The sequence below is a fragment of the Curtobacterium citreum genome (genome assembly GCF_006715175.1).
GTDB lineage: Bacteria > Actinomycetota > Actinomycetes > Actinomycetales > Microbacteriaceae > Curtobacterium > Curtobacterium citreum.
The window spans coordinates 1,377,536-1,392,959 of record NZ_VFMQ01000001.1 but is presented as its reverse complement, the minus strand read 5'-3'; the positions used below and the strand labels follow the sequence as shown (position 1 = coordinate 1,392,959).

Sequence of the window (15,424 nt, the reverse complement as noted above, 5' to 3'; positions counted from 1 at the left end):
TCGCTGGATGCATCACCGTTTTCCGGAGTGACGCCCCATCGGATCTCGACGTCATCGGGACGGTACTGCTCCCGGCCACTGCCCGAGTTGACGCTCGAGGACCTTTCGAGAAGCAACCACCAACTCCCGGAAGGAATCGGAGGTCGACCGGTACTGCAGTCCTTCCCAATCCTTCAAGAGCGCGCCGATCGTCACCTGGGGCTGCGTGTGAACACGGACGCTGACGCCTTGATCGGCATCGACATCATTGACAGACCAACCGAGAGCGAACATGTACTCCACGAGGGTTCGCTGCTCGTCCTCCGAGGTGCTCGTCGTCGACGCTTCAAGCCACAGCCGACGATGTTCCTGGAAACCTGACATCGTCTCGTTGACAGTGATCGACGTGTCTGTTAGCCCGCTGCGCTCCTGCAGCTGCGCACGAGCTTCCGCGAGCGTCTGCCCAGAGGATGTCGGAGCTGAAGTCTGCGACACGTTCGGTTCCTCTCCGAGCTGGGGCGTACTGCAGCCAGCACATCCCACGAGAATCAGGACCCCGGCCGTCACGATCGTCAACCTGCTCAACACCGTCACGGGATGCGCCACGCTTCCCAGTCGTTCATCGACACCTTCGTCCCATCCGTTCCGAGGAACTTGGCAATGTCATCCGATGCGTTCACCCGTCCCTGCTGTTGAGCCATGACCGCGTACCGGTTTGCATCATGCGCGTCGACTACGGAAGCCATCGGTATGTCCTCATCTGCTTTGATTGGCGCATCCCCGCGGATCGTCTGCCAGGAGGGACGGGCGGGATTGAGCGTACCGTCAAGGGCCGCGACCGGATCGCTGGTGGACTCGAACGAAGTAACGTGCGTGGTGTCCGGAATCCGCATGGCACCGACGGGGGAACCCGCTGTCACGACTTGCTGCACGTTGAAGCCATCAGGATCAGCCGCGATCGCCCCGGCGGTGATGCCCCCGAGGCTGAACCCGACCAGCATCACTGGCTGATCGACGATTCCTTCTCGGCGCATCGCATCCTTTACCGCTTCTGCCAGCGCGGTGTTGCTGCCGTAGCGCATCGCATGTACATCGGAGGTCAGATCGTTCGGCGCCCTCCCTGCAACAGGATCCCAACTCTGAGTACTCGGGATCTGCACTGTGTACCGCTCGATCCCGTCCGGGCCAACAACCTTCGTGATCCTGATGTCTCCGAAGTCCTGCTGCCCGACGGCGTCGATCTGACCGGCACTCGCAAGAAGCGACTGAAGGTCTGTCGGAATGATGTTGCCGTCCGCGTCTGTCTTCAATGTCGTGTCGAGAGCACTTTCCGATGCGAACACGGCGTCTTCGGACCGCTTGGTCCGCTCTTCAGGACTGATCAGACCTTCGAGAAAGGTGTGCTTCCCGTCCTGGAAGCTCCCCAGTCGTTGTCCGCCCGCGATGAGAGTCGCAAGTAGCCCGTCATAGGTCCCACTCCCGCGAAGGTCCCCCAGCCAAGCCTCTTCCATCGAAACGAGCTTCGGGCTCATCTTCGGCAGCTCGGCCATGAAGTTTTCGCCGAAGTTGCGCGCGGTCTCCTTCACGAAGACGCTCAAACGATCCGTCAACGTCCCCTGCTGGCCCGCAGACGCCGCGAACGCTTGCGCGATCGAGTGTCCAGCGATCCCTAGAACATCCGCGGCGACGCCGCTTTCGACGGCGTCCTTGGCCAAGAACGACAACGCGACGGTGGTGTAGACGACGGTCTCGGTCACCAGGGTTGCATTGACTGCGACCTGAACGCCGAAGGCAAATGCCTCGTGAACTCCGACGCTCAGGCCTGCGAGCGCTGCGGCGAGACCTGCTTCGGCCGCCTCGTAGACCTTGGAGATCGACGCCGTGATGATGACGAGCGCCTTCGTGGAGACGATCGTCACACTCAGCTGCGCCGACGCATTGATCACGGCGCCCTCGGCGGCCAGTGCAGTGCCGGGTGAGAGGATCGCCGACGCGAGGAGGTCCCCGTCGATGGAGAGCGCCCCGACCTTCGGCACGAGCGGCCCGGCGAAGGTGTTGAGCGCGGTGATCCCGGTGGTCAGGCGATCGATCTCCGCGTAGTCGACCTTGATCCCGTCAGACATCTCGGTCCTTGATGAGTCCAGCGACGAGACCGAGGAGATCCGTGCGGATCTCCTCGTCCGTCTGGGCGGACACGGTGACCGTGCCGGCATCGATGATGCGATCGGGTGTGACCTCCGAGCCGGGCGCATCCGAGCCGAGGCCGATGCTCATCCGGAGCCATCCGCGACGGGTGCCGAACCAGTCGGCGATGAAGACCGGGCCACGGTCCGCGGTGAAGGCCTTCACACGGAAGCCGTGCTGCACGGGCTCAGCCAGCCCCCGGAAAAGTCCCACCGCGTCGGAAGGGACGTGCAGTTCTGCCACCACGGCATCGAGTACCCGGGCATCGCCGCGCTGGATGGCGTCGACCAGCGCCTGGGACGCCACGGTGCTGACGGTGGTCGAGCCCCGGACCGGATCTGTCACCTCGAGGGAGGGGATCAGACCGACGAGCGCCGACCACGCCTGGTTGAGCACGGAGCCGCGCAGGTGCGCACTACTGCTGTCACCGGTCCGCTGGCTCCGCACGGTGAGGTGCGAGGCAGCGTCGCCACCGAGGACGGTCGAATGCGCCAACGTCGCCTCGGCGTCCCATGCGGTCACCTGAATGACGATCGAACCGGCGTTCTGCAGCGCGAGTGACAGCAGGAACGGCGCATCGAGGTCGTCCGTCCACGTCTCGGCACCGGCGTCGGGCCCGCGTGTGAGCACCCCACGCTCGACCAGCGCTTCCGTGGACTGCTGCTCCGGCGCACCCGAGGGCACGAAGGACGGCAGGACGAGCCCGGGCAGGTGCTCGCGGACGCTGCGGAGCTCGTCGACCGTCAGGTCCCAGTCGATGACGTCGATGGCCGGTGCCCCGCTCATCCGACACCGTTCCGGATCGCGGCAGCGCGCACGTCGATCCAGTCCTTCGAACCGGACGGCGGCGGGGACGGCACCTGCGCGATGAACGACTTGGCACTCGCGACCTGGCCGTCAGACACCTGTTGCCCGCCGAGCTCATGCACGGAGACGCGGACGTGGTCGGGCTCACCCGAGCCCGCGGCGCCGATCACCTGCATCAACCCGTTGACGGCGTTCGACGCGACGTCCTTGACGGCGTTCACGACGTTCGCCGCCAGGTGCGCCGCCTGGTTCCACAGGTCGCGTGCGACGCGCTCGGCCTCGGCGATCTGAGCCTTCACGGCGTCGACGGTCTTCGCGTGCGCATCGAGGGCGTTCGCTGCCTCGTCGAGCAGCTGCGCCTTCTTGCCGAGCTCAGCGCCGGACTCCTGGACCCGACGGCGTACGGCGTCGGCCGCCTTCCCCGCCGACGACAGACCGTCGGCCTGCGACACCAGCGCGCTCGCCCGTGAGCGCAACCCGTCGGCGTCGTCTCGCAGCGCACGGGCCTTCGCCCGCAGCTGTGTCATCTCCCCGTACATGCCCTACCCCCCCCACGAAGGAGACGGCCGGCGCCTGCAGCGCCGGCCATCCCTGTTCCGGTCGACCCGATCAGCGTCCGAGTCGCGACGCGAGCTGCTGGTCGACGTCGCCCAGCGTCTGGGCGGTCGTGCGAAGGAACTGCGCAAGGTCATTCAGGCCGCCGATGGTGTTCTGCGCGCCGCTCGTGAAGCGGTTGTAGGCCTCGTTGTACGCACCGGAGGAACGGTCCGTCTGGAACCCGGCCTGCGTCAGTGAAGCGATCTGCACCTGCAGCTTCGACAGGGTCGAGTTGATCTCGTCACGCCCTGCGAGCAGACGGTCGGCGTTGCTGTTGAGCTCCTGGTAGGAGACGTTGATGTTGGCCACGTAGCACCCCTTCGCGGTGGTCTGACCGCCAGCCCCTCCGGCAATCGCGACCACCGTAACACCGGTTCGGGACCAATCACCCATGCGATGTCCACGCCCCCGTTCGAGGGGGACGAGTGGGTCCCCGATCAGGAGGACTCGGGATCCCGGGCGACCTGCACCCGCGTGAGCCTCCCGGAATCGACCATGATCCCGCGGCCCACGGGGAAGTCGGCCCTGGTCACCCGAGGGAACGCTGTCCGGAAGAGCGTCAGCCCGTCGGTCTCCTCCGGTTGCAAGGCGATCCCGGCGCGAGCGGTCTTGAGCTCGGCGAAGAGCTGCCATGCGTTCGGCGCCGTCACCGTGTCGGCCTCGGCGAGCACGAACACCCCGGCTCGGCGGGCGGCCTTGATCAGCCTCGCCACCTGGCTCTCGGCCGGGAGCCCCTCGAAGTCGCCGACGTTCTCGATCACGATCACCGGGTCCGGTCCGGCACCCAGGCCGCTCTCCAACACGGTCGCCAGCTGCGATGCGATGGCCTCGGCGTCGGTAGCGTCCCGTGCCGCCGAGGCCCAGTCGGTGGCGTCGCGCAGCGCGGACCGTCGTCCGACCACCAAGTGCGCGGGACGGTCCGGCCAGGCCGCGCGCACGGAGCGCAGGACGGTCCGCATCGTCGTGGACCGCCCGGAGCCGAAGGGTCCGGTGACCACGAAAAGACCGTCCGTCGGGACGCCGACCGGGCCGAGGGTGTCGTCCGCGAGCCCGATCGTCGGTCGCCCGGCCACGGCGACCGGCAGCGCGGCGCGATCGACGTCCTCGGGCAGACGGCGGATCGGCGGGGCCTCCGCGACCCCACGACGCAGCAGGTCGGCCGCCAGCGCCTCGACCGCCGCGGCCTGCGCGACGAGGTCGCTGCTGCCTCCGACCACCCCGAGCTGCACCTCGTGCTCGTCGACGAGTCCTCGGCCGGGCACAGCGTCCTCGAGCACGTCCGCCGGTACGTCGGCCGCGTGGTACTCCATCTCGGTCGCGAGTCGGAGCACGATGCGCTCCCCGATCGCGGCCTGCAGGTTCGACGGGAACGCCGCGATGCGGTCCGCGCTCATCACCACGTGCACGCCCAGCGCGCGACCGGTCGCCGCGATCGCGACGAGCTGGTCGAAGACGGGCTGTGTCCCGAGCCGGAACTCGTACTCGTTCCGGAACGCGCCCATGCCGTCGACCAGGACGAGGACGCGCGGCTCGGCGGTGCCGGTCACCTCGCGGTACTCGCTGAGGGTCGACGCCCGAGCCGCCGCGAACCGTGCGGCGCGGTCGGCGACGGTCGACTCGAGGTCGGCCAGGAGGCGCGTGATCAGTTCGTCGTCCGGCCCGCTGATGACGGTGCCCACCGTGGGCAGCGCTTCGAGCATGCGGAGGCCGCCGCCGCCCAGGTCGAGTCCGGTGATGCGGACCGGGAACCGGTCTGCCGCCGCGGAGGCGGCGACCGCGACGGCGCGGAGCGCCGCCGACTTGCCGGCGCCTCCGGCGCCGAGCACGGCCACGTTGCCGACTGCGTCGAGGTCGAGACGGAACGGGGTCTGCTGCTGCGACTCGGGCAGGTCGACTGTCCCGATGACGAGGGCCGATCCGTCGGAGGTGGGCAGGGCCTCCAGGCCGACCGCGTCCGGCAGCTGGTCGAGCCACGGCTTCCGCGGCACGTCGAGTGCCTGCTGGTCGGCGGCGCGGACGATCGTGGCGGCGAGCCGCTCGATGTCCCGGGCCCGGGCCGAGTCGCGCGGTGCCCGTGGTGGGCTCGGCCAGGTGCTGCCCGGTCCGAACGGGAAGTCCTGCACGTCGACGTCCGGCTCGTGCACGACGTCGTCGGAGCGGCCGCCGAGGTAGGCGGTCTGGAAATCCAGCACCCGACCCGGACCGATCTTCGCCGCCGCGCGGCCGGGGGTGCCCGGGTCGAAGAAGGCAGCGTCGGCCACCCCGAGGACGTCCTCGCTGTCGACCGGGTCTGCGACGCGGAGCGCGATGCGCAGGTTCGTGTTCGCCCGCAGGGAGTCCTTGATGACGCCGCTCGGGCGCTGGGTCGCCATCACGAGGTGCAGACCGAGCGAACGACCGCGCTGGGCGACGTCGATGACGCCGTCGATGAACTCCGGGATCTCGGCGGCGAGCGCGGCGAACTCGTCGATCACGATGACGAGCACGGGCGGTGCCGCGGGATCACCTCGCTGCTCGAGTGTGACGAGGTCCTTCGCGCCACGGTCGTTCAGTAGGCGCTCGCGGTACCGGAGTTCGGCACGCAGCGAGGTGAGCGCGCGACGGACGAGGTGCGGGTTGAGGTCGGTGACGAGGCCGACGGTGTGCGGCAGGCCGACGCACTCGGCGAACGCGGCACCGCCCTTGTAGTCGACGAGCAGGAACGTGAGCCGGTCGGGCGCGTACTCCGTCGCCATGCCCATGATCCAGGTCTGCAGGAACTCGCTCTTGCCGGAGCCCGTGGTCCCGCCGACGAGTGCGTGCGGACCGTGGGCACGCAGGTCGAGGGCGAGCGGCTCGCTCGGACCCTGTCCCACGACGGCGCGCACGCCACCGCTCTCCCGTCCGGAACCGGGCACCCATGCCCCGGTCAAGCTGTCATTCTTCGACCACCGTTGGACGATGGCGGCGGGGTCAGCGGCGACGTCCCCCTCGTACAGGTCGACGAACGCCACGCTGTGCGGCAGGTCGGTCTCGTCGAGGACCCGTGCCCCGGAGTCCTGGATCGGCGCGATCGCGCGGGCGACGGTCGCTGCCTCGATGCTGTCCACACGATCGAGCTCGTCGAGCACGACCGACTGTCCGGACCGGACGAAACCGACCGTGGCGGTCCCGCTCGCACGGTCGAGCACGATGTGCGTGCGGCACACGACGGGCAGCGCCTGCAGCGTGGGGGCGAGCCAGAGGACGTGCACGCTGAGGTCGGGTCCCTCCTCGGCCAGGGCGACGAGTCGGGCACGGTCGGCGGGCGCCTCGGCGCTGACGAGCACGACGACGGCCGGGGTCGCGGGCAGCCGGTCGACCGACTCGCCGTGGTCCTCGTCCAGCGCGCGGGACTCGTCGATGCGCGACCGGACCTGCTCGCCGCGGCCCGAGCCGGCCGCACGGCGGGTCGCCACGAGCCCCTCGAGCTCGGCCAGCAGCGTGGATGCGCCGGCGAAGTCGTGCACGAGTCCCGAGGAGCGCAGCGGGCTGTACGGCGAGTCGACGTGCGGCAGCCACTTGAGCCACGACCACTGGTCGGTGGTGGTGCCGCCGGCGAACGCGGTGAGCACGAGGTCTGCCGGGCTGTGCAGCCCGGCGAGCTGCACCACGAGCGATCGTGCGACGTCGTCCGCCGCCAGCCCGCTGCCGGCGACACCGATCGCGCCGGCGCGTTCGAAGGTCTCGACCACGGGTACCGGTCCGATCGTGGCGTACTCGTCGGCGAGCGCCTCGGCACGGTTCCAGTCGTCGACGCTGCCGGAGTTCTTCGACGGCAGGGTGACGGTGGAACGCGACGGTTGTGTACCGGAACCGAAGCGGACCTCGAGGAAGGTGGTGTGCTCGGGCTTCCGGGTCCAGAGCAGGGCCGAGCGGTTGCGCATCGCCGCGGTCACGACGGCCGAGGCCGGAGACTCGGCCGTCCGCGCTTCGATCTCTGCCGCACGGGCCGCCGCGAGTCGTTGGCGCGAGTCTGCGAGCGAATCCTCGAAGCGCTGGCGTTCGTCGCGTCGACGCCGCCGGGCCTGGACGCGCTGGTCGATCCACGTACCGATCATGATGACCGGCGAGAGCGCGATGAAGATCAGTGTGTACGGCTGTTTCGTGACGAGGAACAGGACCGCCCCGAGGATGATCGGCGCGATGATCGCGATCATCGGCAACCGGGGCTTCTCCCCCGGCACCGGGATCTCGGGCAGGGTGAACTGGCGGCCGCGGTGCGCCGGCTCGACGCGGGGCGAGCGGCTGAAGTCCACCGCCGTCGCCGCGGATGCGGGAGCGCCGGAACTCCCCCCCGGCACGGGCGGCGCGGTGGGCAGCGGTCGGATGCGCAGCGTGGTGTCACCGACCCGGACCGTCGTGTCGGGATCGACGAACGAACGGGAGACGAGCCGACCGTCGACCTCGACCCCGTTCGCGGAGTTCAGGTCGACGACCTCCACGGTCTCACCGACCGTCACCGTGGCGTGGCGTCGAGAGACCAGGTCGTCGCCCGCGAGCCAGACCTGCGCCATGGCGTCACGGCCGACGAGGTTGACCCCCTGGGACAGGGTGAACTCGTTGCCCGCGTCCGGCCCGGAGAGCACCCGGGCGACCGCCGCGGGAGCATCTTCGACGTCGTCGCCGCGACGTCGGTCCGTCGCCGCGACGACCTCGACCCGGCAGCCGGACCGGAGCGACGACTCGTGCACCGTCGCCGACGGGTTGAGCAGGCGGGGTTGCGGTCGGTCGGGGAACCACACGCGCAGCGTCAGCGGGACACCGTCCGCGGCGGTCCGTCCGCGCGCGAGCCGATCGGCCAGTGAGCCGATGGTCGCCGTCACGTCCGCCGTCACCACGACGTCGCGGTCCGCCCTCGGCCCCGCGATGGTCACCTTGAGTTTCACACACCACCCCCCTGCCGACCATCGTACGGTTGCCGTCCGACCGTGGCATCGTCGTCGCTCACTCCGTGGAGCGCTCCCGACGCGCAGCCACGGCCGGCTTCGGAAACGTCGCCCGCATGTGGTCGCTCGTCAGCACGTCCCCGATGCCGATCATCAGCAGCGAGAACACGATCTGCTCGATCACCATCCAGAACGGGTACAGCCCCGGGATCGCCGCGACGACGAGCGTCACGACGGGGAAGATCCGGCTGAACAACCGCAGCCGCTGGTACGCCCAGTAGTAGCCGAGCTGCGCCCGCCAGGCGAACACGTACAGCGTCAGGGTGATGAGGAGCACGACGGTGGCTCGGAACCAGACCGCCCACGGGACCGTCTCTCCCGCACGGGTCAGCAGCACCGCCACGACGATCGCCGCCAGGCCGACCACGGTCTCGGCGACGAGCAGCCAGCGGATCCACCGGAAGGACCGGACCGTGTCGGGGTGCGCGAGCATGTCCTCGCGGATGACGTAGCCGGCCTGACGGCCGCCGGCGAGACGGTCCAGCTGCAGCCGACACCACAGACGGTCGGCGAGGACGGGGAGACGCACGAGTCCATGGTGCCGCATCCGGCGGGGCGGACCCGCACCGTGCCTCCCGGTCGCACCGACGGGCCGCACGACGGGCGTGCCGACATGCGGCACGACCGATCGCGCGACGGCCAGCACGCCGGGCGGCACGAGCACCGCGGTCGTCAGGCGGGGAGCAGGACGGCGCGCCCCAGCACGACGCCACTGGCGGCGTCCGCCACGACGACCGACCGGACGTCCGTCGGGATCCGGGACAGGTCCGACAACACGATCGAGGCGGACGCATCGTCGGCGGGGAGCTCGACCAGCGCGTCGGCGATGTCGACGTGTCCCGGCGACGGGCCGTCGCCGTGCACCTGTTGCGAGAGCAGCACGACCACGGACGGGTGTCCAGGAGCGACGACCACGTCACGCAGCGCGATCGTCACCTCGGAGCTCGCGGTCGCTCCGACCCGGACCCGACCGGACGCACCGCCGGCAGCGGCCACGAGGTCACCTTCGAGCGGCAGCGCCTGCACCACCCAGTCCCGGACGGCGCGCGGCACCGGTGCCGCAGACTGCTGCGGCACGGGCGCACCGAGCGCGTTGCCGACGCGCACGTCCTGCGTGGCCGCAGCGGACGGCTGGGGATCGGACCACGGCCGCACACTGCTGACCCGACCGCCGTCCCGTTCGGACCCGGTCGCGAGGAACACGCCCCCGCTCGCGACGACCCCGACGATCGCGAGCACGACGACGGCGAGCACGACGGCGACCGTCCCCGGTCCCCGTCCTGCTCGCCGACGCACCCCCTGCCCCCGCAGCCCCGCTAGGAGCGCTTCCGCCGCTCGCGGACGCGCATGTTGACGTTGATCGGGGTGCCCTCGAAGCCCCAGACCTCGCGGAGCCGGCGCGTGATGAAGCGGCGGTACTGCGGGTCGAGGAACGCCGAGGTGAACAGCACGAACGTCGGCGGCTGGCTCGACGCCTGCGTCCCGAACAGGATGCGCGGCTGCTTGCCACCGCGGACCGGGTGCGGGTGCTCCTGCACGAGCTCGGCGATGAAGGCGTTGACCTTGCCGGTCGGGATGCGGGTGTCCCAGGACTCGAGCGCGGTCTCGAGCGCCGGGACGAGCTTCTCGAGGTGCCGGCCGGTGCGGGCCGAGATGTTCACGCGGGGCGCCCAGGCGACGTGCGCCAGGTCCTGCTCGATCTCGCGCTCCAGGTAGCGGCGACGGTCGTCGTCGAGCAGGTCCCACTTGTTGTAGGCGAGCACGAGCGCGCGGCCGGACTCGAGCACCAGGTCGATGATGCGCAGGTCCTGCGTCGAGATCGGCTCGGTGACGTCGAGGACCACGACGGCGACCTCGGCCTTCTCGAGCGCGGCGGTCGTGCGGAGCGACGCGTAGAAGTCGGCGCCCTGCTGCAGGTGCACGCGCTTCCGGATGCCGGCGGTGTCGACGAAGCGCCAGACCTTGCCGCCGAGCTCGATCTGCTCGTCCACCGGGTCGCGCGTGGTCCCGGCGAGGTCGTTGACGACCACGCGCTCCTCGCCCGCGGCCTTGTTGAGCAGCGAGCTCTTGCCGACGTTCGGGCGGCCGAGGATCGCGACGCGACGGGGCCCGCCGACCTCCTGCTTGGCGACGGCCGAGGTGTCCGGCAGCGTCTTGATGATCAGGTCCATCAGGTCCGCGACGCCGCGGCCGTGCAGCGCGGAGACCGGGTGCGGCTCGCCGAGGCCCAGGTTCCACAGCTCGAAGGCGTCGAGGTCGCGGCGGTCGTCGTCGGCCTTGTTCGCCACGACGATGACCGGACGGTCGGTGCCGCGGAGCATCTTGACGACGTGCTCGTCCGTGGCGGTGATGCCGACGGTGACGTCCACGACGAACAGCACGGCGTCGGCGAGGTCGACCGCGACCTCGGCCTGCGCCGCGACCGAGGCGTTGATGCCCCGGGCGTCGGGCTCCCACCCGCCGGTGTCGACGAGGGTGAAGCGCTTGTCGTTCCACTCGGCCTTGTACGAGACGCGGTCGCGGGTGACACCGGGGACGTCCTGCACGACGGCCTCGCGACGACCGATGATGCGGTTCACGAGCGCCGACTTGCCGACGTTCGGGCGGCCGACGATCGCGAGCACCGGGTACGCCGGCAGGTAGTGGACGCCGTCCTCGCCGAGTTCGCCGGCGTCCAGGAGCGCGACGTCCTCGTCGTCCAGCTCGTACTCGTCGAGTCCGGCACGGAGCGCGTTCGCCCGCTGGTCCGCCTCGGCGTCGTCGAGTCCGGCGAGTCGCTCCCCGAGGGCGTCGTCGTACTCCGGGAAGTCGTCGTTGTCGTGGCTGTCCTGCTGGGCCATGTGGTTTCCTCGCGTGCGGCCGGAACCGCGGGTTCGGTGGCCGGTGTCGGCCGGGCCGGTCACCCGGCTGTGGGGACCGGACGGGAGCCGTCCGGTCGTGCGTCAGTGCGTGGCCGCGCGGGCCAGGTCGACGACCGCCTGCACGGTCTGGTCGAAGTCGAGGTCGGTGGAGTCGAGCGTCGTGACGCCGTCCGCGGCGTTCATGAAGTCGACGACCTTCGCGTCCGCCGCGTCGCGACGAGCGAGTGCGGCGGAGGTCTCGGCGGCCGACTGGGTCGTGACCTCAGCCGAGCGTCGAGCCATCCTAACCGACTCGTCCGCCGTCAGCAGGATCCGGACCTCGGCGTCGGGCGCGACGACCGTGGTGATGTCCCGGCCCTCGGTGATGATCCCCTGCCCGTCGGCCTTCCGCATCACCTGGCGGAAGAGCTGCACGAGCCGCTGGCGGACCTCCGGGAGCTTCGCGATGTGCGCCACCGCGGCGGTGACCTCCGGGGTGCGGATCGCGTCCGTCACGTCGGTGCCGCCGACGCGCACGAAGTAGTCGTCGGGGTCGGTGCCGATCGCGTAGTCGAACGTCTCCCAGCTCGCGAGCACCGCCGCGGCGTCGTCGAGGTCGACCTGCTGCTGCAGGGCGTGCCAGGCGAGCGCGCGGTAGGCGGCACCGGTGTCCTGGTACCCGAAGCCGAGCACGCGGGCCGCCGCGCGGGAGACGCTCGACTTGCCGCTGCCGGCGGGGCCGTCCACCGCGATCACGGTCTTCGCCACGAAGGCGCCCTCGGGCAGCCCCGCGGGGACCGGCGCGCTCGTCGAACCGGGCTCGCCGCCGCCCTGGCCGTCGAGGCCGCCCGCGACGTCGCCGCCGAGGGGGCCGCTGGGGTCGCCGGGCGTCGGCAGGCCGGTGTCCGGTCCGTCCGGGCCGCCGGTGACACCGGACTCGTGCACGGTCGGGGTCGTCTCGTCGTTCAGGCCCATGCTGCTGCGATCCTCCATCCGCGACCGTCGAGCTCGTCGACGAGTCGCTGTTCCTGCTCGGGGACGACCGACACCTCGACGATGCCGATCGGTGCGCCCGGTGAGTGCTCGAGGCGCATGTCCTCGAGGTTGATGCCGATCTCCCCGATGAACGTCAGGAGGGCGGCGAGCTGTCCGGGGGTGTCGTCGATCAGGACGACCACCCGGGCGAAGCGTCTGGTGGTGCCGTGCTTGCCGGGGAGCCGCTCGACCCCGCGGTTGCCGGCGGCGATGGTCTCGGCGATGGTCCGCGGCGACCCCGTACCGTCCGGGTCGTCGAGGGCGTGCAGCACGCGGTCCAGGTCGTCGCGGAGGTCCGCGAGCACCGGGCGGATGCGCGCCGCGTTGGCGCCGATGATCTGCACCCAGAGTCCAGGGTCGCTCGCCGCGATGCGCGTGACGTCCCGGACACCGCCGCCGGCGAGGTCGAGCGAGCCCTCCGGTGCGTCCTGCAGCCGCGCGGCCATGAGCGTCGAGACGAGCTGCGGGGCGTGCGAGACGTAGGCGACGGCCTGGTCGTGCGACTCCGGCGCCATCGGCACGACCGTGGCACCGACGTCGAGCGCCAGGTCCTCGACCACGGCGGCGCGCTGGTACGTGATGGCGTCGTGGCCGGCGATCACCCACGGCCGTCCGACGAACAGGTCCGCGCGCGCAGCGGTCGGTCCGGAGCGTTCCCGCCCCGCCATCGGGTGCGACCCGATGTAGCGGGAGACGTCGGCCCCTGCCGCCACGAGCCGGTCGAGCGGCCCGGTCTTCACGCTCGCCACGTCGGTGACGACCGCGCACGGATAGGCCGCGAGCTCGCGCTCGACGACGGCGGCCACGACGTCCGGCGGCACCGCGACGACGACGAGCTCCGGGTCGTCCCCGTCGGCGGGACGACGACCGGCGCCGTAGTCCACGGCGAGCGCCAGGGCGGCCGGGGACACGTCGTCGAGGACGACGTCGACGCCCTTCTCGCGCAGCGCAAGTCCGATCGAGGCCCCGAGGAGCCCGGCGCCGACGACGCGCACGGGTCCGCGGAGCCGCCGGTCGATGTCCGGTTCGGCGAGCGGTGCGGGGGCGTCGGTCACCCGGCAAGCCTACCGACGGTCAGTCGGCGGACTCCTCGTCCGGACCGGCCTGTGCAGAACCCCGGGCCTCGCGCGCGATGCGGAGGAGCTTGCCGAGTTCCACGGTGGACAGCTCGCGCGTCTTGCCGACGGGCAGCGACCCGAGGTGCAGCGGACCGAACGAGCGACGCACCAGGTCGGTGACCGGGTGGTCGACCGCCTCGAGCATGCGACGGACGATCCGGTTACGCCCGGAGTGCAGCGTGATCTCGACGAGCGACTCGCCCTTCGCCGACTCGAGCAGCCGGACCTTGTCCGCCGCGATCGGCCCGTCCTCGAGCTCGACGCCGTCGAGCAGGCGCTGGACGGTCCCTGGGTTCACGTTGCCGCGGACCTTCGCGATGTACGTCTTCGTGATGCCGAACGACGGGTGCGCGAGCACGTGCGCCAGGTCGCCGTCGTTCGTCAGCACGAGCAGCCCCGAGGTCTCGGCGTCGAGCCGGCCGACGTTGAACAGGCGCTCCTCGTAGCGGTCGACGAACTCGGACAGGTCGCGCCGGCCCCGTTCGTCCTGCAGGCTCGACACGATCCCGACCGGCTTGTTGAGCAGGACGTACCGCCGCGAGGCGTCGCCCTGCACCGGCACGCCGTCGACCGCGATCTCGTCGGTCGCCGGGTCGACCCGGCGACCGAGCGCGTCGACGACCTCGCCGTTGACCGTCACGCGGCCCTCGACGATCAGGTTCTCCGCGACCCGTCGGGACGCCACGCCCGCAGCGGCGATCACCTTCTGCAGGCGCTCACCGTCGGCCTGGAGGCTCGCCCCGGCCCCGCCGGACACGCTCGCCCCCGACGCGTCCCAGTCCGGGATCACGGGGCGCTCGGGCGTGCCCTCGAGCGGTGCGCCCTGGGGGTTGCGTGCACCCTCCGGGTGCGGCGTCGTGTCCGCGCGCGGCGCGGTGCCGCGGCTGCCGACGGCACGGTTCCCGGCGCCGCGGTTCCCGACGCCGCGGTTCCCGACGCCACTCGGGCGGTCGGCGTTCCGGGCGGTCGTGGTGCCGCCGACGTAGCGGCGGCCGTTGTGCCAGACGGTGCTCGGGCGACCGTCGGGGCTGCGGCGGTCCTCGCGGGCCGGGTCACGGCGGTCGTCGCGCCGGTCGTCACGGCGTCCGGCGACGCGGCGGTCTCCCCCGCGGCGGTCGTCGTCACGTCCGCGGTACCCGCCGCCGGCGCGGTCGTCGCGACCACGGTACCCGCCGCCGGCGCGGTCGTCGCGACCACGGTACCCGCCGCCGGCGCGGTCGTCGCGCCCGCCGCGGTCGTCGCGGCCGCGGTCGTCCCGACCACGAGGTGCGCCACGGTCGTCGTCACGTCGGACGAACCCGCCGCGCTCGCTCGCACGCCGGTCCTCGCCGCGCCCGACGAAGCGGCCCCGGTCATCCTCGCGCCGGTCGCCGCGGCCGCGGTACTCACCAGCGGGACGCTCGTCACGCCCGCGGTACCCACCGGCGGAACGCTCGTCACGCCCGCGGTACCCACCGGCGGGACGCTCGTCACGCCCGCGGTACCCACCGGCAGGACGCTCGTCACGCCCGCGGTACCCACCAGCCGGGCGCTCGTCACGGCCGCGGTACCCGCCCCGGTCCTCCGACCGACGGTCCGACCCACCACGCTCGTCACGCCCACGGAACCCACCGGAGGCACGGTCGTCACGGCCGCGGTACCCGCCACGGTCCGACCCGCCCCGGTCGTCGCGGCCCCGGTACCCACCGGTACCGCGGTCGTCCCGGCCGCGGTACCCGCCGCGGTCCTCCGACCGACGGTCCGACCCACCACGTTCGTCACGCCCACGGAACCCACCGGTACCGCGGTCGTCACGGCCGCGGTACCCACCGCGGTCGTCGCCGGACCGGCCACCCACGCGACCGGAGCCGGCGGTGCGGTCGCGTGACGCGCCTCCAGGCCGGCTGTCGCGACCGGA

Annotated in this window: 13 protein-coding genes; 1 reads left to right on the top strand and 12 read right to left on the bottom strand. The window is 71.4% G+C overall.

The genetic code is table 11. The annotated features are described in order from the left end of the window. Positions 1–51 precede the first annotated feature (51 nt). The 12 genes from FB462_RS06670 to FB462_RS17655 all read right to left on the bottom strand — a co-directional run bounded on the left by FB462_RS06670 (position 52) and on the right by FB462_RS17655 (position 14,284). The gene (locus FB462_RS06670; RefSeq protein ID WP_141860864.1) at positions 52–474 is read right to left on the bottom strand and encodes a hypothetical protein; all 423 of its coding nucleotides are present in this window, start codon (positions 472–474) and stop codon (positions 52–54) included. A 95-nt stretch (positions 475–569) separates the two neighbouring features. After that, on the bottom strand, positions 570–2,102 hold the full coding sequence (locus FB462_RS06665) for a lipase family protein (protein ID WP_141860861.1): 1,533 nt from the start codon (positions 2,100–2,102) through the stop codon (positions 570–572). Then, positions 2,095–2,949, bottom strand: a complete 855-nt coding sequence (locus tag FB462_RS06660; RefSeq protein WP_141860859.1) for a hypothetical protein — start codon at positions 2,947–2,949, stop codon at positions 2,095–2,097. Before FB462_RS06660 ends, FB462_RS06665 begins: the two co-directional genes overlap by 8 nt. Further along, on the bottom strand, positions 2,946–3,497 hold the full coding sequence (locus tag FB462_RS06655; protein ID WP_141860857.1) for a hypothetical protein: 552 nt from the start codon (positions 3,495–3,497) through the stop codon (positions 2,946–2,948). Before FB462_RS06655 ends, FB462_RS06660 begins: the two co-directional genes overlap by 4 nt. A gap of 82 nt (positions 3,498–3,579) precedes the next feature. Next, positions 3,580–3,876 carry a WXG100 family type VII secretion target gene (locus FB462_RS06650; protein ID WP_141860854.1) on the bottom strand — a complete coding sequence of 99 codons (297 nt, stop codon included), beginning with the start codon at positions 3,874–3,876 and terminating at the stop codon, positions 3,580–3,582. A 128-nt stretch (positions 3,877–4,004) separates the two neighbouring features. After that, complete coding sequence (locus FB462_RS06645; protein ID WP_141860852.1) at positions 4,005–8,474, bottom strand: FtsK/SpoIIIE domain-containing protein; 4,470 nt, start codon at positions 8,472–8,474, stop codon at positions 4,005–4,007. Between the two features lie 58 nt (positions 8,475–8,532). After that, positions 8,533–9,063 (bottom strand): hypothetical protein, encoded by a 531-nt coding sequence (locus FB462_RS06640; RefSeq protein ID WP_229666830.1) that lies wholly within the window; start codon positions 9,061–9,063, stop codon positions 8,533–8,535. Positions 9,064–9,206: 143 nt separating this feature from the next. Further along, positions 9,207–9,788 carry a hypothetical protein gene (locus tag FB462_RS06635; RefSeq protein ID WP_141860848.1) on the bottom strand — a complete coding sequence of 194 codons (582 nt, stop codon included), beginning with the start codon at positions 9,786–9,788 and terminating at the stop codon, positions 9,207–9,209. 62 nt (positions 9,789–9,850) lie between these two features. Beyond that, positions 9,851–11,374: a ribosome biogenesis GTPase Der gene (der, locus tag FB462_RS06630; protein ID WP_058743357.1), complete on the bottom strand. Its 1,524-nt coding sequence runs from the start codon at positions 11,372–11,374 to the stop codon at positions 9,851–9,853. A 102-nt stretch (positions 11,375–11,476) separates the two neighbouring features. After that, positions 11,477–12,160 (bottom strand): (d)CMP kinase, encoded by a 684-nt coding sequence (gene cmk, locus FB462_RS06625; RefSeq protein WP_229666851.1) that lies wholly within the window; start codon positions 12,158–12,160, stop codon positions 11,477–11,479. 179 nt (positions 12,161–12,339) lie between these two features. Further along, a complete protein-coding gene (locus FB462_RS06620; protein WP_141860846.1) occupies positions 12,340–13,464 on the bottom strand; it encodes a prephenate dehydrogenase in 1,125 nt (374 codons plus the stop codon). A 19-nt stretch (positions 13,465–13,483) separates the two neighbouring features. Next, positions 13,484–14,284 carry a pseudouridine synthase gene (locus FB462_RS17655; RefSeq protein WP_141863279.1) on the bottom strand — a complete coding sequence of 267 codons (801 nt, stop codon included), beginning with the start codon at positions 14,282–14,284 and terminating at the stop codon, positions 13,484–13,486. Positions 14,285–14,524: 240 nt separating this feature from the next. Between FB462_RS17655 and FB462_RS17650 the strand changes: the two genes are divergently transcribed. Then, complete coding sequence (locus tag FB462_RS17650; RefSeq protein ID WP_141860844.1) at positions 14,525–15,394, top strand: hypothetical protein; 870 nt, start codon at positions 14,525–14,527, stop codon at positions 15,392–15,394. Positions 15,395–15,424: the final 30 nt, after the last annotated feature.